The following is a 21,278-nucleotide window of genomic DNA, read 5'->3' on the forward strand; positions in this document are numbered from 1 at the left end:
CCCATTATGCTCGACTACGCTGAGTTTTATTTTTTGGACTGAGTGTATGAGCAACCGCTACGCGCGATCGCAAATCGTTTTACATTGGCTGACGCTGCTGCTGGTGATCCTCACCTATTCGGCGATGTTGCTGAAGGATTCGATGCCGGAGGCGTGGGGGCCGGTGGTCAAAAATCTGCACTTTAATTTCGGGGTATCGGTCTTTGCCCTGATGCTGATTCGGTTGGCGGTGCGCGCTTTCCGCGCTGCGCCGCCGATCACGCCCCCGCTGGAGGAATGGCAGGAAGTGGGCGCCAAGATCTTCCATTGGCTGCTGTACGTGGTCTTCCTGATGTTGCCGCTGCTGGGCATGTTAACCCTGGCCTACGGCGGCAAATCGTGGTCTTTGCTGGGCTGGCCGGTGCCGCAGTGGATGACGCCGGATCCGGTGATGCGCCGGCTGGTCAAAACGGTGCATGAGACGCTGGCAAACGTTGGCTACTTTATCATTGGCGCGCATGCGCTGGCGGCGCTGTATCATCACTATCTGCGCAAGGACGACACCCTGCGCCGCATGATGCCGGGCAAATGATCGCTAGCCGAAACGACAAAGGGACGCTTGCGCGTCCCTTTGTCTGTGTTCCCGGTCAGGCTGCTGTCAGGCAACCATCAACATGAAGGTGCCAACCCAGGCAACCAGCATGAATGACACGCCCATCAAAAAATATTTCACTGAACAACTCCTGTCTGGAGTCCTCGCCAGCAATGATCCCGATTGTTGTGCTGAGTATTTTATGGGCAACCTGCTTGTCGGGCGGATTCTTCCAAGCGAAAGAACAACGTCCTCGAGCGCGGGTTGTCCGGTTGTCGCGCCTCATGCTCCGTGAGGTAAAATCCGAACCGCGACAGGATCGGCGCTAATGTACTCTCAATACTGGTCTGATTTCAATACTGTGTTTTTGATCACAATTTTTGGCTGTTTTTTGCACAGCGCGGACTGTTTTATAACGCTTTTTAAGTCGGGATAGGCCAACTTTCTGACCCACGATAGCCGCAGGTATTTTTTTCGGTAGATGATTTTTGTGTTAGTGTGAATTTTATACTAATGAACGGTAAAAAGGAGTTTTACCTATGCCGCTACATGGAGAGTTTATCGTTAATAATGCTCAGTTCTCCCCTTTACTCATATACGGTGTTGGCACTTTTCTGGCTTACTCGGGCAATGGAATATATCGTAACCAAGCCGGTTGCGTGGCTGTTCCTGACAATGGCCCAATCCCTCAGGGCCGTTATCACATCGTCAACAGGCTAACGGGCGGCTGGAAAGGAATGTTGAGAACCGATCTTCGTGATTTCTATTCGTGGCCGACATCGACACCGGTTATCAAATATGAGTGGTTTGCCCTCTATCGTGAAGATGGGAAAATCGACGACTATACATGGATCAATGGGGTAAAGCGGGGAAATTTCCGTTTGCATCCATCAGGCCCTTTAGGTATTTCTTTGGGCTGTATTACATTGCAGCATCGGACTGACTTTTTAGCTATTCGTCAGGCATTAGTCTCTACCCGGCCAGTCAGGTTAGTTAACGGCCTGATGTCTTATGGAACGATTGAGGTCATTCTTAATGGAAAGCAGACGTGTCCCAATAGGGATTAAACTTCTGATAGGGGCTGGCATTTATATACTGACATTTTTGCTTGCGAGGCCTTCAGACCCCTCGACTCAGGGGGAGCGTGCATTTTGGATAAAAGCAGCAAACTTGTTCGGTGAACGCGATATTGAGGGGTTTGTAGGTATAGCGCTACTTATCGGCTGCTTGGTTATTACGCTTATAGTCAGCCCAGTAATCATTCGTGTTATTGAAAGAAGGCTTAGGGTTAATTGATAATTGATTGATATTAAATAATATTTTTATATTAGGTCTTTAGGCCTGCACGGGGTTTTGTTTCATCGCCCATGGCTGATATCACTCAGTCATGGGCGACGTTAAGCGTTAGGTATTGCAATGCGGTGGTAGGCGCTCAGGCGACGGCGTTGATGCCGGTCGCCAAAATGACCCAAAAAACGAGACAAGACAGCAGAATAACGGCCCAAATATGACGGCGACTCCACTCCATTTTTAGCCTTCGTTGTTGCGACAAGTGATTAGGTAGCGATCATATCGGCGCAAAACGGGGAAAATTTAGCCCCGTTGGATAATATTTCGCTTACCTGCCGCTAACCTATTGGCAAACTTCGCTTATTGTCACGCGCACTTCGTAGCCCAGCAGATACAGCGCCTGCTCCAACGCCTCAACCTTCGAGGCGTAGCCGATATCCAGCAACCGCTCCATTTGCCCGCCGTTGAATCCCAGCTTGCGCGCCAGTGCCGCTTTGCCGGTGTTTTTGCGCAGCATGGCGTTGTGCAGCTCGATCTTCAGCGCCACCAGCGTCGGCAGATGTACTCTCAGATCATCGGTTTGCACAGGGGAAGGGGCGGGCAGGGGCAGCCCTTCGTCCATCGCGGCGGCGATGGCGGCCAGCAGGCTTTCCTGCGCTTCCAGCTCGATGTCTTCGCGTTTATAGCAGGCAGATTGCCACTCGGGGAAGTCGTGAAAACCGATCTGCCAGGCATCGCTGTCGCGATCGAAGGTGTAATGGGCGGGGTAGTGGCTGTACATGGCAATCCCTGATTGAGGCCTGAATGAGGCGCTATTGTGACGGCATGCCCGGGAGATAGCCAGCATGAACGCAGCCGTGGGGGAATTTAAATTGAAAATAATAATTATTAGCAGGCAAATTTAATTTCCTGGTGAGCAATATTCTTATTATTTTTTCCATGAAGGCAGATTATTTAATTAGGTGTTTGGATTAATATCCCTGTTGATTGGTGATAATGAGAATTAAAATCAAATATCACGCCGGTTTTTATACAATTTCACACGGAAGGGTGAAAATAAGAATATTGATCATGATAAAAGTTCATGTGTTTGATTTGTGGTGGTTTAATTTTTATTATTTCACTTATTAACAATTGTGAAATTCCAGTTTCAGGCAGATATCACCTGGCCGCGGTATTCACCGGCAGCTTTATAAAATACTCTTTTTAGGCAAAGGCGCATTCGATTCTATTTAAGCGTGCGCCAGACAGAAATATTCATTACTCCATGCTTATTACCCGACGGCTCTAGCCGACTTTTCGGGTGCCTGCTCGCATTTGCGCTCTGCCAGGACAGCAGCTCACGGATTAAAGGAATACCTCGTGCCTAAAGTTAACTCGCGTTCATTACGCTTTACCGAACGCCACGTCACCAAATATGCGGCGTCATTGCTGTTTATCGGTTTATCCCTGCCGGCCGCCGCGCTGGCGGATGAGCGCTATGACGCGCTGATCCGTCAGGCCAGATCGGGCGATACCGCGCCGGTGTTGGCGTATTTATCGCAGCGGCGCGCTCGGGAGGGGTTGAGCCTGCAGCAGCGAGCCGATTATATCCAGGTGGCCGGTTGGGCCGGCCATGACGAAGAGGTGGTCGCACTCTGGCGTGCCGACGGCGCCGCGCTGCAGCGGGATAGCGCCAGCCTGGCGACGGCGGCCCGCGCCTACCGCAATCTTAAGCAGTGGCAACCATCGCTGCGCCTGTGGCGGGCGGCGTTGCAGCTCGCTCCCGCCGACGGCGGCCTGCAGCGTGGCTACGTGATGACGCTGGCGGATGCCGGGCGGGATGCGCAGGCGCAAACGGAAGCGGCCAAAGCGGAGAAGTTACTGGAACCGGCGACGTGGTATCTGACGCGCGCCTATGTGGATCAGGCCGCCGGCCGCAGCTGGGCGGCGTTGGAAAACGTGACCCGCGCCCGTGCGCTGGCGCCGTCCGACGCCGGCATTCAGGCTTATTACGTGACGCTGCTGGCGGCGAACCGGGTCGCGGATCCGGCGCTGCGTGCAAGCCAGGGGCTGGCATTGCCGCCCGCGCAGCAGCGGCGCCTGCAGGCGGATGAAGCCGCCGAACTGGTGCGGCTGTCGTTTATCGATGCTCGTGGCGAACAGGAACGCTTCGTCATCGCCGACCGCGCGCTGGCGCGCTATGACCAACTGCTGACGCAGTGGCGGCCGCTGCCGGAGGCGCAGGACAGCTACCAGCAGGCGCGTATCGATCGCCTGGGCGCGCTGCTGGCGCGTTATCGCATGGCCGATGTGGTGAGCGAGTATCAAACCTTGCAGGCGGAAGGGCGCACGGTGCCGGATTATGCCCAGCGCTGGGCGGCGTCCGCCTACCTCTATCTGCAGCAGCCGGACAAGGCGCAGGCCATTTTCGGCCGCCTGAACGCCGCCGCACCGCAGGCGGTGACCGCCGAAGACGAAACCGATCTGTTTTACGCGCAGGCGGAGGACGAACGCATCGATCGGGCGGCGTTGCTGGCGCAGCGCGTCAGCCAGCGCTATCCCTACGCGACCCGCCTGTACCAGTTGCCGACGCTGGCCTACAACGATGACTGGCTGGTCGGCCAATCGCTGCTGGCGCAGTCACGGGTTTATCAACGCGATCTGGCCGAGGCCGAACGGCAGCTGACCCATCTGGCGCGCACGGCGCCGGGCAATCAGGGGCTGCGCATCTCATTGGCCAGCGTTTATTTGGCGCGCGGCTGGCCGCGCCGCGCCGAGGACGAGTTGAAGCAGGTGGAAGGGCTGGAGCCGCGCAGCCTGCCGTTGGAGATCCAGCAGGGCTATGTCGCACAGGAATTGCAGGAGTGGCGGCAGCTGGATTTGCTGGCCGACGACGTCATCCAACGCGCGCCGGAAAGCGTTGCCGTTCAGCAGCTCGAGCGTTCGCGCCGCATTCACCACATGTCTGAACTGCGCATCAGCGGCAATCAGGGCATCGATTCCGACGGGCCGGTCAGCGGCAGCCACGATTTCGGCATTCACGCCGCGCTCTATTCACCGCCGATCGACGACAACTGGCGGCTGTTCACCGGCTGGGGATTCAACACCGGCCAGTTCGACGAGGGCAAGGGCATCAACCGCGATCTCAGCGCCGGCGCCGAGTGGCGCTCGCGCGATCTGTGGCTGGAAGCCGAGGTGGCCAACCGCAACTACGGCCACGGCAATGAGCTCGGCCTGCGACTTTCATCCTGGTATGACCTGAATGATCAATGGCGCCTCGGCGGTTCGGTGGCGCGCCTGTCGGCCGAGACGCCGCTGCGCGCGTTGACCAACGGCATCAGCGCCAACGGCGGCAACCTGTGGCTGCGTTGGCAGCAGAACGAAAGCCGCGAGCTGCGCGCCAGCGTGGCGCCTTCGCACTTCTCGGACGGCAACAACCGGCTGGAATACGGCGTGGAAGGGCGGCAACGGCTGCTCGCCGGCGCCCGTTATCGGCTGGACATGAACCTGACGCTGTCCGGCAGCCGCAACAGCCAGGAGAACGTGCCGTATTACAACCCGAAGCACGACTTCACGCTGCTGCCGTCGTTAACGCTCGATCACACCCTGTATCGCCATTATCAGACCGAGTGGAGCCAGCAGTTCCAGGCCGGTGCCGGCAGCTATTGGCAGCGGGACTATGCGCGCAAGCCGATCACCCAGCTGGGTTACGGCCAGCGCATCAGCTGGAACGGGGTGCTGGACGCCGGCGCGATGCTGCAGTTTGAGAAGCATCCTTACGACGGCAAGCGCGAGCGGAACATCGGCGTGACGTTTGATCTGAATTATCGTTTTTAAAGGAATAATCATGCTTATTCGATCTTCGCTTTTCGTGTTGGCCGCGTTGCTGACCACCGCCTGCAGCCAGGCGGACGTGCCGCGCTTCACGCCGCCGGCGGAGCGGCCCGTGGGGCCGATGGAACGCCCGTGGCCGGCCAACCGTTACGCGGTGCTGGCGTATCACGACGTGGAAGACGGCGCGGCGGACCAGCGCTACATGTCGGTGCGCACCAGCGCGCTCAATGAACAGTTCGCCTGGCTGAAGCAAAACGGCTACCAGCCGGTGTCGGTCGAGCAGATCCTGCAGGCGCAAAACGGCGGCCCGGCGTTGCCGAACAAGGCGGTGCTGCTGACCTTCGACGATGGCTACCGCAGCTTCTACAGCCGGGTCTTCCCGCTGCTGAAGGCCTACAACTGGCCGGCGGTGCTGGCGCCGGTCGGCGTCTGGCTGGATGCGCCGGCCGACAAGCCGGTCGATTTCGGCGGCCTGATGACGCCGCGCGATCGCTTCCTCACCTGGCAGCAGGTGCGGGAAGTGTCGGACTCCGGCTTGGTGGAGATCGGCGCGCACACCTACGCTTCGCATTACGGCGGCATCGCCAACCCGCAGGGCAATACCGAACCGGCGGTTGCCAATCGGTTGTATGACGCCAAACAGGGCCGTTACGAAAGCGAGGCGGAATATCGCCAACGCATCGAGAAGGACGTGGCGTTGATCACCCAGCGCATCACCGCCGCCACCGGCAAGGCGCCGCGCGTCTGGGTCTGGCCGTACGGCGCGGCCGGCGGCGTGGCGCTGGACATCGCGCGCAAGCACGGTTACCGCATGGCGCTGACGCTGGAGAATGGGCTGGCAGACGTCAACGCGCCTGAGAACGTGCCACGCATGCTGGTGGCCGGCAACCCGTCGCTGACGAGCTTCGCCCAGCAGCTGACGCAGATACAGAACCGGCAGATCATGCGGGTGGCGCACGTCGATCTCGACTACCTTTACGATCCCGATCCGCAGCAGCAGGCCAAAAACCTCGACAAGCTGATCCAGCGCATCTACGACCTGCGCATCAATACCGTTTTCCTGCAGGCGTTCGCCGATCCAAAAGGCGACGGCAACGTGCGCGAGCTCTATTTCCCCAACCGCTGGCTGCCGATGAAGGCCGACCTGTTCAACCGGGTCTCCTGGCAGCTCTCTTCGCGCACCGGCGTGGCCGTGTATGCCTGGATGCCGGTGTTGGCGTTCGAGCTGGGATCTGACGTGCCGCGCGTACAGCGCCTCGATCCGCAAAACGGGCAGCTGTCGGTAGACGACAAGCAGTACCGCCGCCTGTCGCCGTTCAGCCCGGTGGCGCGCCAGCGCATCGGTGAGATCTACGAGGATCTGGCGGCTCACGCCACCTTCAAAGGGATCCTGTTCCACGACGATGCCCTGCTGTCGGACTTCGAAGACGCCGGCCCCGACGCCGCTGCGGCCTACCGCCAGGCCGGCTTCGCCGATTCGGTGGCGGCGATACGCCAGGATCCGCAGGCGATGGCGCGCTGGACGCGCTTCAAGAGCCGGGCGCTGATCGAATTTACCCAGTCGCTGACCGAGCGGGTGCGGGCGATCCGCGGCCCGCAGGTGCAAACCGCGCGCAACATCTATGCGATGCCGGTGCTCGATCCCGCCAGCGAAGCCTGGTTCGGCCAGAATCTGGCGGATTTCCTGCAGGCCTACGACTGGGTGGCGCCGATGGCGATGCCGCTGATGGAAAACGTGCCGCGCGCCGACAGCGGCCGCTGGCTGGATCAACTGGTGGGCAAAGTGGCCGCTTACCCCGGCGCGCTCGATAAAACGGTGTTTGAGTTGCAGGCCGTCGACTGGCGCAAGGAGCGCCGGATCAGCCTGGATGACGGTCAACTGCTGGCCGAATGGATGCGTCGCCTGCAGCGCAATGGCGCTCAGAGCTTTGGTTATTACCCCGACAACTTCCTCGACGATCGGCCTAAGCTGGATGCCGTTCGCCCGGTGTTGTCCTCAGCCTGGTTCCCACTGCCATGACCGATCGTTTAATTGCCTTATTCATCCTGTGTCTGGTGTTGAGCGTGCCTTTCGGCATCGTCCTGCTGTTTACCGGCGAAGTGCTGCTCAACTTTGTGTTCTTCTGGCCGCTGTTCATGTCCGGCATCTGGATCGCCGGCGGCATCTATTTCTGGCTGCACCGCGAGCGCCACTGGCGCTGGAGCCCGGACATGCCCGCGCCGGCGCTGCCGGGCAACCCGTCGATCAGCGTGCTGATCCCCTGTTTCAACGAAGGGTTGAACGCGCGTGAAACCATTTCGGCGGCGATGGCGCAGCGCTATGAAAATATCGAAGTGATCGCCATCAACGACGGCTCCAGCGATGACACCGCCGAGGTGCTGGATCAGTTGACGCTGGAGTTCCCCCGGCTGCGGGTGATCCATCTGGCGCAAAATCAGGGCAAAGCGATCGCGCTACAGGCGGGCGCGGCGGCGGCGCGCAGCGAGTATCTGGTGTGCATCGACGGTGATGCGCTGCTGGATCGCGATGCGGCGGCCTATTTGGTGGCGCCGCTGTTGGCCAATCCGCACGTCGGCGCGGTGACCGGCAACCCGCGCATCCGCACGCGCTCCACGCTGATCGGCCGCATCCAGGTCGGTGAGTTTTCGTCGATCATCGGCCTTATCAAGCGCACGCAGCGCGTTTATGGCCGCCTGTTCACCATCTCCGGCGTGGTGGCCGCGTTTCGTAAGCAAGCGCTTACCGATGTCGGTTACTGGAGCCAGGACATGATCACCGAAGACATCGACATCAGCTGGAAACTGCAGCTCAAGCACTGGGCTATCTTCTTCGAACCGCGGGCGCTGTGCTGGATCCTGATGCCGGAGACCCTGCGCGGGCTGTGGAAGCAGCGCCTGCGCTGGGCGCAGGGCGGCGCCGAGGTGTTTTTAAAGAATCTGCGCAACCTGTGGGCCTGGGAGCACCGGCATATGTGGCTGCTGTTCGCCGAGTATTGCCTCTCCACGTTGTGGGCGTTCACTTACCTGGTCAGCGTGCTGATTTTCCTGGTCGGGCTGGCGGTGCCGCTGCCGGAGGGCATCCGCATTCACTCGTTGCTGACGCCGGCGTTTACCGGCCTGGTGCTGGGCGTGGTGTGCCTGCTGCAGTTCACCGTCAGCCTGCTGCTGGAGAAGCGTTATGAGAAGGGCTTCGGCCGCTCGCTGTTCTGGATCATCTGGTATCCGCTGGTGTATTGGCTGCTCAGCCTGCTGACCACGCTGGTGGCGTTTTCCAAAGTGATGTTGAAAGCTCGGCGCGGGCGTGCGCGCTGGATCAGCCCCGACCGGGGCATTGGGAGGATCAAAGAATGACGGACGTCCTGATTTATTCCGAACGCGGCCTGTTGCCGCGCGTGGTAGACAGCCTGCTGACGCTTTTCGCCTGGTGCGGCTTCCTTTATCTGTTCAGCCGCGGCCTGATGTCGGTGATGGATCAGCACGGGGTGGGCTCCGCCCTGTCGCTGCTGGAAGTGATCTCGCTGTACATCATTGTGGCGTTGTTCAATGCCGTCACGCTGATCGCCTGGGCCAAATACAACCAGTATTTCTCCCGTCGCAGGGCAGCCGACCGCTGGCGGAAACAGCAACAGAACACCCACATCGGCTATATCACGCCCGAGCTGACCCGGCAGCTGCGGCGTTTGCCGATCGCCGTGGTGTCCCATAACAGCGGCGGCGGCATCAGCCAGGTCAGCGGCAGGCTGACGGCGGCCGAACCGGCCACGAACAAGGTGGTGCAGCTGCGTTAATCGTCAGCGTCGCCGCCCGGCCTGCGGCGCAGCCCGCCCGGCGGCAACAGCAGAGCGCAGATCATGACGGCCAGGCTGAAAAGCGGCAGCCAGCGCGCCACCGGGCCGGGGGAGTAGTTGTTGAGCACCGAGCAAACATAGCACGCTGCGGCCAGCGCCCAGCCGGGCAGGCCGATATCGTTGAGCCGGAACGCGGTTTTGGCCATGAACCACGCCACCAGGCCGAAACAGAACAGCGCCCAGACCATAATGCACAGCAGATACAGCAGCACTGAGACGAATTCCTCGGTATCGCCGTGCGCATGGGCGCGAAAATGGTTTTTATCCAGGTAGGTCGACAGAAACGACAGCAACACGATGCCAATGGCGAAGATCGCCAGCGAGAAAACAAAGGGTTTGCGCGAGATGCGCCCACGGTAAAGATCTTTGGCGAGTTGTCCGAGAGATTCCATTACAGTCCATTGTCGTGATCATTGCGGCGATAGCCGGATGGCAAGCAGCCGGGCATTTTATCGGGGTAAAAGGGGGCGTCAAGGTGATAATTTTTCTCATTTAGTCGCGGTTGAGATTCCGCGCGGCCGCACCGGGCGTCCTTTCACCGTGCAAAACGTCACAATTTGGCACGTTTGGCTACCTGGCGCGGTAATTGGCGGCATAATCCTGTTTGTTCGCGTTGAACAATGCATTAACATAACTCCCACTTATCTCTTGCATGGCTATATGGATATCCGATGCGTCACCTGGTTGCGCTTTTACCGCTGATTACCTTGCTTGCTGCCTGTAGCAGCACGCCGAAACCCAGTACCACCGCTACGCCGCAGGGCACCCCGGTAAAGGGCGGCTTTTTGCTGAGCCCGGCGCACAGCGGCGCGCCGCTGGGTGGAGATTTCGCCAATAACCCGAATACCGCACGCTTTATCGATAAGATGGTGCGGGAACACGGCTTTGATCGACAGCAGCTGCACGACGTGCTGGCGCAGGCTCGGCGCCTGGATTCGGTGCTGCGGCTGATGGACAGGCAGGCGCCGAAACCGTCTACCCAGGGGCCTACCGGCCCGAACGGTTCCTGGCTGCGCTACCGCAACAAGTTCATCACGCCGGATAACGTGCAAAACGGCGTGGTGTTCTGGAATCAATATCAGGATGCGCTGCAGCGGGCCTGGCAGGTGTACGGCGTGCCGCCGGAGATCATCGTGGGGATTATCGGCGTGGAGACCCGCTGGGGCCGCGTAATGGGTAAAACCCGCATTATCGATGCCCTGGCGACGCTGGCCTTCAACTACCCGCGCCGCGCCGATTACTTCGCCGGCGAGCTGGAAACCTTCCTGCTGATGTCGCGCACCGAGGGCGACGATCCGCTCGAACTGTGCGGCTCCTTCGCCGGCGCGATGGGCTATGGGCAGTTCATGCCGTCTTCCTTCAAGAGCTATGCGGTCGACTTCAACGGCGATGGTCATATCAACCTGTGGGATCCGGTCGATGCCATCGGCAGCGTGGCCAATTACTTCAAGGCGCACGGTTGGTCCAAAGGCGAGCCGGTCGCGATTCAGGCCAACGGCCAGGCGCCGGGGTTGGAAAACGGCTTCAAGACCCGCTACTCGGTCGCCGCGCTGGCGGAAGCCGGCCTAAGCCCGCAGGGTTCGCTCGGCGACAATCAGGAAGCCAGCCTGCTGCGGCTGGACGTCGGCACCGGCTACCAGTATTGGTACGGCCTGCCGAACTTCTACGTCATCACCCGCTATAACCACAGCACCCACTACGCCATGGCGGTATGGCAGCTGGGCGAAGCGGTAGGGCGCTCGGCGCGCGGCGGCTTCTGACGCTGCTTCAATAACGAAAAAGGCCGCTTGCGCGGCCTTTTTTACGTGCGGAACAATCAGAAATCGTAGCGTAGACGCACCACGGTCATATCGCCGAGGTTGTCGGTGCTCGATGTCAGCACGTGCTCTACGTCAACGCGGAAGCCGTAGTCAAACTGCACGGTAACCCCAAGGCCGTTGTCGATGCGCTGGTAGTTGCGGCCGCTGATGTATTCCAGGCGATCGCCCATAAAGTACGGCATCACCGATTTCACCGCGTACTGTCCCACCGGCACGGTATAACCGGCCAGGTATTCGATACCCCAGGCATCGCCGGCGAAGTAATTGTTGATGTCGGTTTTCTTGGTGGTCAGGAAGTCGTGGTAGTAACCGCCGCCGAAAGTCAGCGTCCAGTTGTCCGGTTTCCAGCTGAGGGCGGTGCCGACGATGTGCTGATCGTAGCTCTTGCTGCCGCTGGTGGACGGATTGCGCATTTCGGCGCGGGTGTAGTTCCAGGCGGTGCCCCAGGTCAGATCCTGCGTGATGTGGTAATCCACGCCCAGTGAGCCGCCGCCTTTGCGCTTATAGCGCAGGCCGTTGCCCGGCAGGTAGTCGCTGTCGCTGAACAGGTACGAGGCATAAACGTCCGCATCGCCGAAGCGGTTCTTGTACTTCAGCATCTTGCGTGAACGGTAAGAACCGTCGTAGTCGCCGTTGATGCCGTTGCCCGGCGCCTGGGCCAGCATGTCGTAGTCCCAGATATCGGTCTTGGCGCCCACCACGTCATAGTAAACGCTGTTCTGCTGGCCGAAGGTCATCTGGCCCCAGGTGTTGCTTTTCAGGCCGGTGTACAGCATGCGGCGGCTGGTGTTTCTCGCGCCGTCGGCATAGTGGTGATCCCAGTCGAACAGCGCCGGAATGTTCACGCCCAGTTCGTAGTAGCTGATCCAGCTGATATCGTCGAACAGGTAGTAGTCCGCCGCGAAACGGAAGCGGGTGCCGCCGTCGAAGCCGTTACGCTTGTAGGAGCCTTTGTCGCCGTCGCCCGTCATGTTGTTGAACTGTGGACGGATGCTGCCGCCAACGGTGAAGTTCAGGCGGCTGAGCGGATCGCCGGCCTGCGGATCCTGCTTCAGCAGGGTGATTTCCGCCTGAGCCGCGAACGACGCGCTGCCGATCGCCAGACCCAGCGCCACCGCTTGAGTCAATACGCGCAATTTGATTGCCATGTGTTATCCCTGTTTTATGTATGACCGCCCCATCAGCGCCGCCATGCCGATGTTTTGCGCAGAACGCTGCGTTTTCACGCATTTTGACGGTTTTTTTTGGTGTGTTAGCGGCGGGCGGCATTTGTAACATAAACAGTGACATAAATAATTACTTTTCTTGCTAATTATCGACCGGTTTTTAACCATTTCGTGCGGTGAAAAGGGCCGTTGCGCATGTCTGGCGATTCGGATGAATTCATCTAACGCCAAGGTTTATATTTTTCATTTGTCAGTCACCGGCGCCAGCCTGTAATTTCAGCCGTGCAAGAGAGAATTAATTCGAGCCTTTCGCCGGCGTATTAACGTCTGCCTTTGTCTGCGTAATCGGCCGGCATGAATAAGCGATTGGGAGGTCGCCATGAGAAACCTGTTAATGTTGTTAGTGGGGCTGTTTTCACTGCCGGCGATGGCGGCGGAGTCGCACGTTTGCCATTCTCAAGCCTATGATTATGCAGAGGTTAGCAAGCTCAGGTTGTCTGACGATACCCTGTTTTCCTGCCGCGGCGTGGGGCGCCTGACGATCCCCGAATTAGCACGCAAAGGATGGAAGGTGATTCATTTGGCGCAGCAAACCGAATATACCGACTCCGTCGACAGCGATGGTGAGGTGATTAAGCTTTATCAGGAAATCGTGGTGTACAAAGAATAACGCGACGGTAGCCTGTTATTATTCTCGCGGCGGCGAGAACCCTATTATGAATGCGAGAATCGGAATCGACGGCAGGGCTGCCGCCGCGGCCAGCGCTTCACCTGGGATCGCGCCACGCTGTGCGCCTGTTTGCTGATCGCGCTGGTGTTAAGCGTGGTGAGTTGTTCTTATCTTATTTATTTTTATCGAAGGGTGGCACCAAAAATATAAATTATGGATGTTGATGTACAGAACTACCAAATAAGCTGCGAAAGCCAATTCATTATTCAGCTGCAAATATCCCGCTATGCCTGGGGCGTGCCGCTGATTACGCTCGGCGATAACGGTGATTTTACCGTGATACGAAGCCGAGGCTGGTCGAGGTTGGCTAATGGGATGCAATTGGAGGTTTATTATTTTGCCAATAACTCCCTGCTGGCCTGGGATAAAAACCGCAAATATATCTCTTATTCAAAGGCCGGCCGGCTCTACGCCTGCGCGCTGAATTTTTCTTATTCCCCTAAAATAATGCGCTAGCCCTCCGGCCATCAGACCAGAGGGGCGATTTTCATGATCCACTGCTTAAACGCGAGGATTTTCGGCCACTGCCGCTCGGAGATGGTCGAGGTAAAATAGCAGTGCTCGCAGGGCACGGTCATGTCGGTGAACGGAATGATCAGCTCGCCGCTTTTGATCCAGTCCTGCACCAGATTGAGCCGCCCCATGGCGACGCCAAGGTGCCGCGTGGCGGCCAGCACCGCGAGATCGGAACGGTCGAACTCCATGCTTTTGCTGTCGGTATCCAGCCCCAGCGCAAAGTGTTGCGACCAGGTTTGCCACTCGTCTTCGCCGGAGTTGTAGCGATCGTGCAGCAGCGTGCAGTGGGCCAAATTTTCCGGCGCATCGTACAGGCTATGTGCGGCGGCGTACTGCGGCGTACAGATCGGCACCATCGATTCCTGCATAAAGGCCTCGTCCAGATGCCGCCCCGAGGGCAGTTTGCCGAAGTACATCGCCAAATCCACGCCGCGGTTGGCCAGGTTGATGATCTCCTGCCCGGTCAGAATGTTGAGGTGAATGGTGGGGTGCTGGGCGATAAAATCGCCGATGCGCGGCAGCAGCAGGCATTGCACCAGAGACGGGTGCGAATAGAGGGTCAATGTCCCCGTCAGCTCGCGATTCTTGATGTCCAGAATTTCCTGATTCAGCGTGTTGAAGGAGCTGTCCAGCGCCCATTGCATGCGCTCGCCCTCCGGCGTCAGGGTAATTCTGCGATGAAAGCGCTGGAATAGCAGAAAACCCAACTCCTTTTCGAGCAAATTAATGCGGTGGCTTACGGCGCTGGGGGTGATCGACAATTCTTGCGCCGCCAGCGCAAAAGATAAATGACGGGCGACGCATTCGAAAGTATGCAGCCGGGAAAATTGATAGCTGGTCAGCGGGGTGGCCCGCTGTGAATGTTTTTTAGTGGGGAACATGCTATTTCTCCGTGCGCGCAATACAGCGATCTTAACATTTAATGGAGAGGAGGATAAACCCAGGTTGACGAATGGAGTCGAATTTTAACCTGATAGTTTTAATGATGTTGAGGGTAAGCCGATTTATTGCACCAAGACCGTAAATAACCGCCGAGGGGTTTGGGTTGAGAAGACGATAAAAATCAGGAATACGCGAGGAAAATAAAATGGCTGTCGTTAAGCAGTGAGTAAAGGCGGCGTGCGACGGTATGAAAAAGAATGCCGCCTATTCCATGAGGGATATCGCCGTTTCGCCATAATAATCCGATGCCGCTGAATAGCCGTTAATCATCATTGTCGGCGTAACGGATGAATAAATCGAAAAGGCCATATGCCCGCACGGCATTGCCCGTTGGCCGATAGCACCGCGCCCGGTTGTCGTTAACCGGGCGCGGCGTTCAGGGAAAAGCGGTTTGCTCGCCGGCGCGTATCAACGGCGGCGCAGCAGCAGGCCGGTCAACAGGCCAGCGCCGGCAATGAGGGCTAATGCGGCGAGGGGGTTTTTCTTCATCATGCTGCCGGCGCAGCTCAGGGCGTCGCCGTATTTTTCTTGCAGCGCGCCCGCTGCATAGCGCGTGGCGCCTTCGGCCTGCAAACGTGGGTTTCCGGTGACGTCGCCCGCCATTTCCTGCGCCTTGCCCGCCACTTTTTCCATCATGCCATTGGCTTTTTCGCTGTTCATTGTGATGCGCTCCTAAGGTTCGATCCGTTTGGCTTCCGCACAGGGCGAAAGCCTGCATTTGCACCTCCATGTTATGCACTTCACTTTGAGCCTATAAGGGGCGTTTGCATCGGTGCGGATAGTGCATTTGCAGGCTACTTTCCGTTCCTGGCGGCCAGCCCGCCGGTAAACAGCCCGCGTTCTCTGGCCCAGACGATGGCTTCGCTGCGGCTGTGAACGCCAAGCTTGGAATAGACTGTCGCGACATGGTTGCGAATGGTGTTGAGCGCCAGATTGAGACGCGCCGCGATTTTCTTGTCCGGCAGCCCCTCGCAAATCAACTCCAGCACATCGCGCTCGCGCGGCGTGAGATCGCTGGCGGTCAATCCGGCCTGGTCGGGCCGGTTGATGCTTTTCACGTTGGCCAGTTTTTCAATCAGGGTTTGGCTGAACCAGGAGGCGTCCTGCATCACTTCTTCGATGGCGCTGACTAGCTCCAGCTCCGAGCGTTTGCGTTCGGTAATGTCCATGAGCACCAGCAGGTAGCAGGGCGCATTGTGGATGCTGACGGCATCCGCCGAGGCCACGCAGTCGATCGACTCACTCCCTTTCTTGCGTACCCGGATGTCCAGCCCTTCGACGTTGCCGCTTTTTTCCAGCGCGGCAAACAAACGGCGGTTCGCCTCGGGATCGTCAATAAACGGGATCTCATCGATCGTCTTGCCGATCAAGGCTTCGGCGTCGTACTCGGTGGTGCGGGTAAAGGCTTCGTTGACGTCCAGCACGCGCCGCTCGTGCGCGGTACACAGCAACGTCGGCACCGGGCTCAGGCGAAATGCCTTGGCGAACCGCTCTTCACTTTCCCGCAGCGCCGATTCCGCCTGGCGCCGGGGTTCGAGATCGGTAAAAGTGAACAGCATGCAGTCGTCTTCATTGATGTCCAGCGGTTGGCCGGCAACCACCACCAGCTTGCTTCCGCCACCGGGCAGTTTCAGCTCAGCCTCCATTTGCGGAATGGTGGCGCCTTCCCCCAGGCGCTGTATCGCCAGATCTTTGTGCTCCGCCTGTTCCAAAACGTCGAGTTCATAAACCGAACGGCCCATGACCTGTTCACGCTGGTAACCGGTCATATCGAGGAACCCCTGATTGACCTTGACGTAGCGCAGGTCGCTTAGCCGACAAATGACCGCCGGCGCCGGATTGGCGTTGAAGGTTTTTTCAAAGCGCTGTTCGGCGCTGGCCCACTCCGTCGCGTCGCTCAGGATCAGCGCCAGCAGCTCCGGTTGCCCCTGCGCATCGGTGATAATCAGGCTCCGCAGGCGGTGCACCCAGAAGCTGTCCGGATCGTCGGCTTGCCGAACCTCCACCACCACATCGGTGAAGGTCTCGCCATCGGCAACCCGGTTCAGCGGATACTGTTCCAAAGCCAGCGGATGATTGTTGCGATAGCGCAGGGCAAAACGCGCCGCGTACTCGCCGGCATTGGACCCCAGGGCTTTCTGATGACTCACGCCATGCATGGCCAACGCGGCCTCGTTGGCCCAGAGCAGCGTTCGATCGGTATCCGTCAGGATCACGCCGTCGGACAAGCCGGAGATGATTTGCTGCAGGTGGCCGCGGTGGGTTTCGCTGGCCAGGACGGATTGGCTCATGTGTTCTCCGCTAGACAGAAGGGAGCGGCCTCTGACCGGGGCCGCGGGTTACGCTACTCGCTGAGCAGCTTAGTGCATAACGTGCGTATTCGCAGGGTGTGAATGCACTAGTCATTCTGGCGCAAATGAACCGGGACGGCCGACGACGCCGCGCGGCAGACTGCATCTGTCTGCGCGGTTATCCGCCGTGCGTGCAATCACTTGTCCAGAAAATATAAGGAACAACGATGACCACTGTCTATGAATCAAATCGCTTTGCGTTTCAGGTGTCATGGGGCTCGATATTGGCCGGGAGTGCCGTGGCGCTGGTGACTTATCTGATCTTCAGCGTGCTGGGCACGGCTATCGGCGCCCAGGCCGTGGATATGATGCAAAAGGGTAACCCGCTGAGCGGCTTTGGCACTGGCACCGGGATCTGGCTGCTGGTTTCAACGCTGGCGTCGCTGGCCGCAGGCGCGTTCGTCGCCGGCCGCACCGCACCGAACCGCGGCGGCTTGCATGGCCTGCTGAGCTGGGCGATCACCACCTTGCTGACCACCTGGCTGGTGGTTTCATTGGCGAGTGGCGTGGTGGGGCTGGCGGGCAGCGCGGTGGGCAAAGGGCTTTCGCTGGCGGGCAGCGGCCTGGCGGCGGCGGCGCCAAACGTGGGCGAAGGCCTCAAGCAACAGCTGGATAAAAAGGGCATCAGCCTTGACTGGGGAAGCCTGGAAAACCAGTTGAACGCCACGCTCAAGCAGACCGGCAAGCCGGAACTGGATCCGGCTCGGTTGGAACAGAAGGCCGATAGGGCGACCGCCGACGGCAAGCAATCGGCCATGGACGCGGCTGCCGATCCGGCGCAGGCCGCCTCCGAGCTCAAGCAGTGGTTCGACCGTATCAAGCAGTCCGGTGAGCCGACGTTGAGCGCCGCCGACAAGGATGCGCTGGTGAATATCGTTGCGGCGCGCACCGGCAAAAGCCGCGATGAAGCGAGCCAAATCGTCGATAACTATGCTCAGGCTTACCAGCAGGCGGTGCAGAAAGTGGAAAAACTCAAGGCCGAGGCCGAGCAGAAAGCGCGTGAAGCGGCCGACGAAGCGGCCAAACAGCTGTCGCGCGCCGCTTGGGGTTCGCTGTTGATGCTGCTGTTGGGCGCTGCGCTGAGCGCCGGCGTGGGGCGGATTGCCGAATCAACCCGCCGCACTGTCGCGGTAAGTTGAGATGAAAAAAAACCTGTCGTGCATCTCGCTGAATTATCGAAAAGTAGCGGGGGCCTCTGCTCCCGTGCTCGTCATCGATTTTTGCAACGAGAATAACGAGCGCTACACCCTGCGCTACAACCTGCCGCCGGATACCCCGGAACGCACCGAGCGGCGGGTATCTTTGCTGCTGTATCTGTTGCGCAAGCACAGATCCGCAGAGATCGACAACCTGGCTGATTAATCAGGCCGTTAATGAAAGGCCCGGCCTTATAGGCTGGGCTTTTTACTGGGCAATCAGGCTATTCTGGCAACAACGCACGGTGCGAGTCGGCATGAGGCTTTTACGTTGGAGGGCCGGCGGTTCACGGTGGGCAAAGTAGCGCCCCAATTGGCGTGGAGGGTAAAATAGGGCATCTAGCAAGATGTGTTAAAACATCGGTTCTTCTCAGCGCAGGAAAAAAGATAAAAGAAGCTGCCTATTACGATCTGTGATTTTCTGGCCCGATGTTCAGAAAATATGCCTGTCCCTATCTTCTTTTCAAACGCTGCTCATGCTTTTATTTATTAGCCTCAATAAGCTTTATCAGTCAGCCTGATTATAAAATGCATTTTAATTTGCAATGATGAAATTCCTATTTGGTCATGCAATTGGGATGCAAAAAAACACTTTAAGATAAAACAATTAACATAAAGTGTGATTTGCCCTGGCGTGGCAAATGCATCTTTAATGGATGCATTTTGCGTGGCGCATTTTTTATTCACGTGTTTTTCGCAAGCGTATTTATATAACATGATCATTTTCAGTTATTTATATGATGACTTTTCCCATGCCGTAAAAATGGCGTTGTCAGGGTGATTTTTTTTAGGATTAATCTTAATGACTTGATTTGGTTGGTTAACGATTTTAATGAAACGGACACGATTTTTATAAAAGCAAGGAGCGCGCATGGACTATCGAAAAGATATTCTTTTACAGGTGTTAGAGTATATGGAGAAGAATATTATAGAGGGACTTTCCGTTGAGAAAGTGTCTATTATCTCGGGTTACTCTAAATGGCATTTACAGCGGCTGTTTAAACATTATTTTGGCATTACGTTAGGGACTTATATCAGAAACAGAAAACTGAGCCGATCCGCAATCTTGCTTAAACAACATCAAGGGAACATATTGGATGTCGCCTTGGCATCGGGCTTTGCCTCTCAGCAATGTTACACGCGGGCGTTTAAACGTTTCTTTGGCGAAACGCCCAACAGCTTTAGGAACAGCCGGGGATGGGATTTTTCCACCCAGATCCCACCGTATGGCATTGACAAGAAACCCTATTTTTATCACACGGTCATGCCGGATGATATCGAGCTGTTAAAGCAGTACAAGGCATTGATCTTCCACTCCATAAGGAAATACAGAGATGCCGGTGACATTACGCAGACTAATGAGAAATGGTTAAGCAAGCATGGGAAGGCTTATCGTGCGGAAAACAACAGAGCGGGAAAATGGCATTCAAACGGTAAGGAGCAAGAGGTTTTTCATTCTATCTTCAATTTCTACATACCCAGAGGGAAATATATTGTCATCCCCTTTATGGGTGAGTTGTCTGAGTACATTGATTTTTTTGCAGATATCTATGACGCCTATCTGCCGGCTATCAATGTCAAGGTGAGAGAAAGTTTTTTTATCGAACTATATAGACATGAGCATTTACACAGTCGCGTCGTCAATGTCGATATACTTATTCCTGTAGCGTAGCGTTGAGAAAAGGAAACATCATGAGTATAGAGAAATCCCCCGATTCGATGAATAAGCGTCATTATGCGCGCCGTATGCTACCTTTGACATTGTCTGTGTCTGGCGGAGCGAGCGTGGCCGGTTTAGCCAGGCAGGCCATTCAATTCGCGTTGGCATTAACTCTTTTCATGTTTTCAGGAAATGCGATGGCAAATAATCGGGAGCATCAGCAAATAGCGTTAGTCGGCACCTGGACCCATATTCCGGATGCGCCTGCGGTGCAGAAACCGGCGCACCCCAGTGAAGGCCTCTATCGTCTGGCGGTTAATGGCGACGGCACATTAACGCTGCTCGACGTGATTAAAATGAAAAGCCCGTCATGGATCGTAAAATCTCGCGATGGCCGTTTCGCCTATGTCACCAATGAGGAGAACGCGGGAACGGTCACTGCCTTGGCGATAGACAAAGACGGCGCCGTGCGGGTGCTGAATACGGTGAGCAGCGCGGGCCGGCAGCCGACGCATGCCACCCTCAGCCCGGATGGCAAGTTTCTGTTTGTCGCCAACTACTCCGTCGCCAAAGGCGGCGCGGGGGTGACGGTATTACCGATTGGCGGCGACGGCAAACTGGGGGAACGGGTGCAGCATTTTCCGTTCACGCCCGGCTCCGGCGTCGTGCAGGGGCGCCAGGAAGGGGGCCATGCGCACTCCACCACCTTCAGCCGCGATGGCCAATACCTGTACGCGGCGGATCTCGGCGGGGACAAGCTGCGCGCCTACCGCTATCGCTCGGACAACGCGCAGCCTTTGCAAGCGGATGCTTCGCGCGATGTCGCCTTCGCACCCGGCGCCGGCCCACGGCACATGGCGTTCTCGCCAGAAGGGGAATACGCCTACGTCATCACTGAAATGGCGAGTGAAATCGAGGTGTTTGCCGTCAGCGACCATCGATTGACGCGGCAAGGGAAGGTGAAACTGAACGGCGGGAAGGATTCAGCGGAGGCGAAAAGCGGTGGGGCAATAATCCTCAGCCCGAGCGGCAGATATCTTATTGCCACCAATCGCGGTGCCGATAACCACCTGCTGGTATTAAAAATTGGCGAGGATGGGCTGCCGGGCGCACCAACGCGCTATGAGGCCGGCGGCATTGAGCCGCGTGCGCTCGCTTTCGATGGCGGCGGCCGCTACCTCTATGTCACGAATGTGTTCACCAACACCGTTATGCTGTTCGATTTCGATGATGAAAAGGGCGGATTGCAGGCCAGAGGTGAAGCGGCGGCGATTTCAACGCCGACGGATATTAAGTTTTTTAATTAATGCCCATCATAACGCTCGGGGGAAATCGAATCTGAACGGGGGAAAAGGGCGGATTGCGGGTGCAG

20 protein-coding genes are annotated in these 21,278 nt (G+C 57.6%); 13 read left to right on the top strand and 7 right to left on the bottom strand.

The window, feature by feature from the left end:
• Positions 1-46 precede the first annotated feature (46 nt).
• Positions 47-571, top strand: coding sequence for a cytochrome b (locus ACJ8HN_RS00445; RefSeq protein ID WP_033648106.1), 525 nt, complete (start codon positions 47-49; stop codon positions 569-571).
• A 66-nt stretch (positions 572-637) separates the two neighbouring features.
• Here ACJ8HN_RS00445 and ypdK read toward each other — a convergent pair whose 3' ends face one another.
• Entirely contained in the window at positions 638-712 is a 75-nt protein-coding gene (gene ypdK, locus ACJ8HN_RS00450) for a membrane protein YpdK (protein WP_099782600.1), read from the bottom strand.
• A gap of 398 nt (positions 713-1,110) precedes the next feature.
• Here ypdK and ACJ8HN_RS00455 point away from each other — a divergent pair, with 398 nt between their 5' ends.
• On the top strand, positions 1,111-1,638 hold the full coding sequence (locus tag ACJ8HN_RS00455; RefSeq protein ID WP_071998130.1) for a DUF2778 domain-containing protein: 528 nt from the start codon (positions 1,111-1,113) through the stop codon (positions 1,636-1,638).
• 566 nt (positions 1,639-2,204) lie between these two features.
• Here ACJ8HN_RS00455 and ACJ8HN_RS00460 read toward each other — a convergent pair.
• Positions 2,205-2,642, bottom strand: a complete 438-nt coding sequence (locus ACJ8HN_RS00460) for an antitoxin HicB (protein WP_060452513.1) — start codon at positions 2,640-2,642, stop codon at positions 2,205-2,207.
• Positions 2,643-3,223: 581 nt separating this feature from the next.
• On the opposite strand from ACJ8HN_RS00460, the gene pgaA reads away from it, so the two are divergent.
• From pgaA to pgaD, 4 genes are read left to right on the top strand one after another with little or no spacing between them, the layout of a single operon-like run.
• Positions 3,224-5,680 carry a poly-beta-1,6 N-acetyl-D-glucosamine export porin PgaA gene (gene pgaA / locus ACJ8HN_RS00465; protein ID WP_442522928.1) on the top strand — a complete coding sequence of 819 codons (2,457 nt, stop codon included), beginning with the start codon at positions 3,224-3,226 and terminating at the stop codon, positions 5,678-5,680.
• A gap of 10 nt (positions 5,681-5,690) precedes the next feature.
• The gene (gene pgaB / locus ACJ8HN_RS00470; protein WP_033653711.1) at positions 5,691-7,697 is read left to right on the top strand and encodes a poly-beta-1,6-N-acetyl-D-glucosamine N-deacetylase PgaB; all 2,007 of its coding nucleotides are present in this window, start codon (positions 5,691-5,693) and stop codon (positions 7,695-7,697) included.
• Positions 7,694-9,028, top strand: a complete 1,335-nt coding sequence (pgaC, locus tag ACJ8HN_RS00475; RefSeq protein ID WP_041036130.1) for a poly-beta-1,6-N-acetyl-D-glucosamine synthase — start codon at positions 7,694-7,696, stop codon at positions 9,026-9,028. Before pgaB ends, pgaC begins: the two co-directional genes overlap by 4 nt.
• A complete protein-coding gene (gene pgaD, locus ACJ8HN_RS00480; protein ID WP_049197208.1) occupies positions 9,025-9,465 on the top strand; it encodes a poly-beta-1,6-N-acetyl-D-glucosamine biosynthesis protein PgaD in 441 nt (146 codons plus the stop codon). The genes pgaC and pgaD overlap by 4 nt, the downstream gene beginning before the upstream one ends.
• On the opposite strand, the gene ACJ8HN_RS00485 is transcribed toward pgaD, so the two are convergent.
• Positions 9,462-9,917 (bottom strand): DUF805 domain-containing protein, encoded by a 456-nt coding sequence (locus ACJ8HN_RS00485; protein WP_060430732.1) that lies wholly within the window; start codon positions 9,915-9,917, stop codon positions 9,462-9,464. The two genes, pgaD and ACJ8HN_RS00485, sit on opposite strands and share 4 nt — an antisense overlap.
• Before the next feature lie 279 nt (positions 9,918-10,196).
• On the opposite strand from ACJ8HN_RS00485, the gene mltB reads away from it, so the two are divergent.
• Positions 10,197-11,285, top strand: a complete 1,089-nt coding sequence (gene mltB / locus ACJ8HN_RS00490) for a lytic murein transglycosylase B (protein WP_442522929.1) — start codon at positions 10,197-10,199, stop codon at positions 11,283-11,285.
• A 56-nt stretch (positions 11,286-11,341) separates the two neighbouring features.
• On the opposite strand, the gene ACJ8HN_RS00495 is transcribed toward mltB, so the two are convergent.
• Positions 11,342-12,493 (bottom strand): porin, encoded by a 1,152-nt coding sequence (locus tag ACJ8HN_RS00495; protein ID WP_033635409.1) that lies wholly within the window; start codon positions 12,491-12,493, stop codon positions 11,342-11,344.
• Between the two features lie 397 nt (positions 12,494-12,890).
• On the opposite strand from ACJ8HN_RS00495, the gene ACJ8HN_RS00500 reads away from it, so the two are divergent.
• The gene (locus ACJ8HN_RS00500; protein WP_015378635.1) at positions 12,891-13,181 is read left to right on the top strand and encodes a hypothetical protein; all 291 of its coding nucleotides are present in this window, start codon (positions 12,891-12,893) and stop codon (positions 13,179-13,181) included.
• 213 nt (positions 13,182-13,394) lie between these two features.
• Positions 13,395-13,697 (top strand): hypothetical protein, encoded by a 303-nt coding sequence (locus ACJ8HN_RS00505; RefSeq protein WP_041036126.1) that lies wholly within the window; start codon positions 13,395-13,397, stop codon positions 13,695-13,697.
• Positions 13,698-13,708: 11 nt separating this feature from the next.
• Here the strand turns inward: ACJ8HN_RS00505 and dsdC are convergent, their stop codons facing one another.
• The 3 genes from dsdC to ACJ8HN_RS00520 form a co-directional block, all read right to left on the bottom strand.
• Positions 13,709-14,638: a DNA-binding transcriptional regulator DsdC gene (gene dsdC, locus ACJ8HN_RS00510; protein ID WP_039564894.1), complete on the bottom strand. Its 930-nt coding sequence runs from the start codon at positions 14,636-14,638 to the stop codon at positions 13,709-13,711.
• 469 nt (positions 14,639-15,107) lie between these two features.
• On the bottom strand, positions 15,108-15,359 hold the full coding sequence (locus tag ACJ8HN_RS00515; RefSeq protein WP_033648096.1) for a CsbD family protein: 252 nt from the start codon (positions 15,357-15,359) through the stop codon (positions 15,108-15,110).
• Between the two features lie 134 nt (positions 15,360-15,493).
• Positions 15,494-16,990, bottom strand: coding sequence for a helix-turn-helix transcriptional regulator (locus ACJ8HN_RS00520; protein ID WP_103772925.1), 1,497 nt, complete (start codon positions 16,988-16,990; stop codon positions 15,494-15,496).
• A gap of 227 nt (positions 16,991-17,217) precedes the next feature.
• Here ACJ8HN_RS00520 and ACJ8HN_RS00525 point away from each other — a divergent pair, with 227 nt between their 5' ends.
• The 4 genes from ACJ8HN_RS00525 to ACJ8HN_RS00540 all read left to right on the top strand — a co-directional run bounded on the left by ACJ8HN_RS00525 (position 17,218) and on the right by ACJ8HN_RS00540 (position 21,213).
• Positions 17,218-18,189, top strand: coding sequence for a hypothetical protein (locus ACJ8HN_RS00525; protein WP_060443010.1), 972 nt, complete (start codon positions 17,218-17,220; stop codon positions 18,187-18,189).
• A 1-nt stretch (position 18,190) separates the two neighbouring features.
• The gene (locus ACJ8HN_RS00530; RefSeq protein WP_004936288.1) at positions 18,191-18,412 is read left to right on the top strand and encodes a hypothetical protein; all 222 of its coding nucleotides are present in this window, start codon (positions 18,191-18,193) and stop codon (positions 18,410-18,412) included.
• Positions 18,413-19,117: 705 nt separating this feature from the next.
• Complete coding sequence (locus ACJ8HN_RS00535) at positions 19,118-19,918, top strand: helix-turn-helix domain-containing protein (protein ID WP_033635401.1); 801 nt, start codon at positions 19,118-19,120, stop codon at positions 19,916-19,918.
• Between the two features lie 20 nt (positions 19,919-19,938).
• Entirely contained in the window at positions 19,939-21,213 is a 1,275-nt protein-coding gene (locus ACJ8HN_RS00540) for a lactonase family protein (protein ID WP_442522930.1), read from the top strand.
• The last annotated feature ends 65 nt before the right edge of the window (positions 21,214-21,278 follow it).

Origin of the sequence: Serratia sp. CY29653, from assembly GCF_052169255.1 — a bacterium.
Taxonomy (GTDB): domain Bacteria; phylum Pseudomonadota; class Gammaproteobacteria; order Enterobacterales; family Enterobacteriaceae; genus Serratia; species Serratia sarumanii.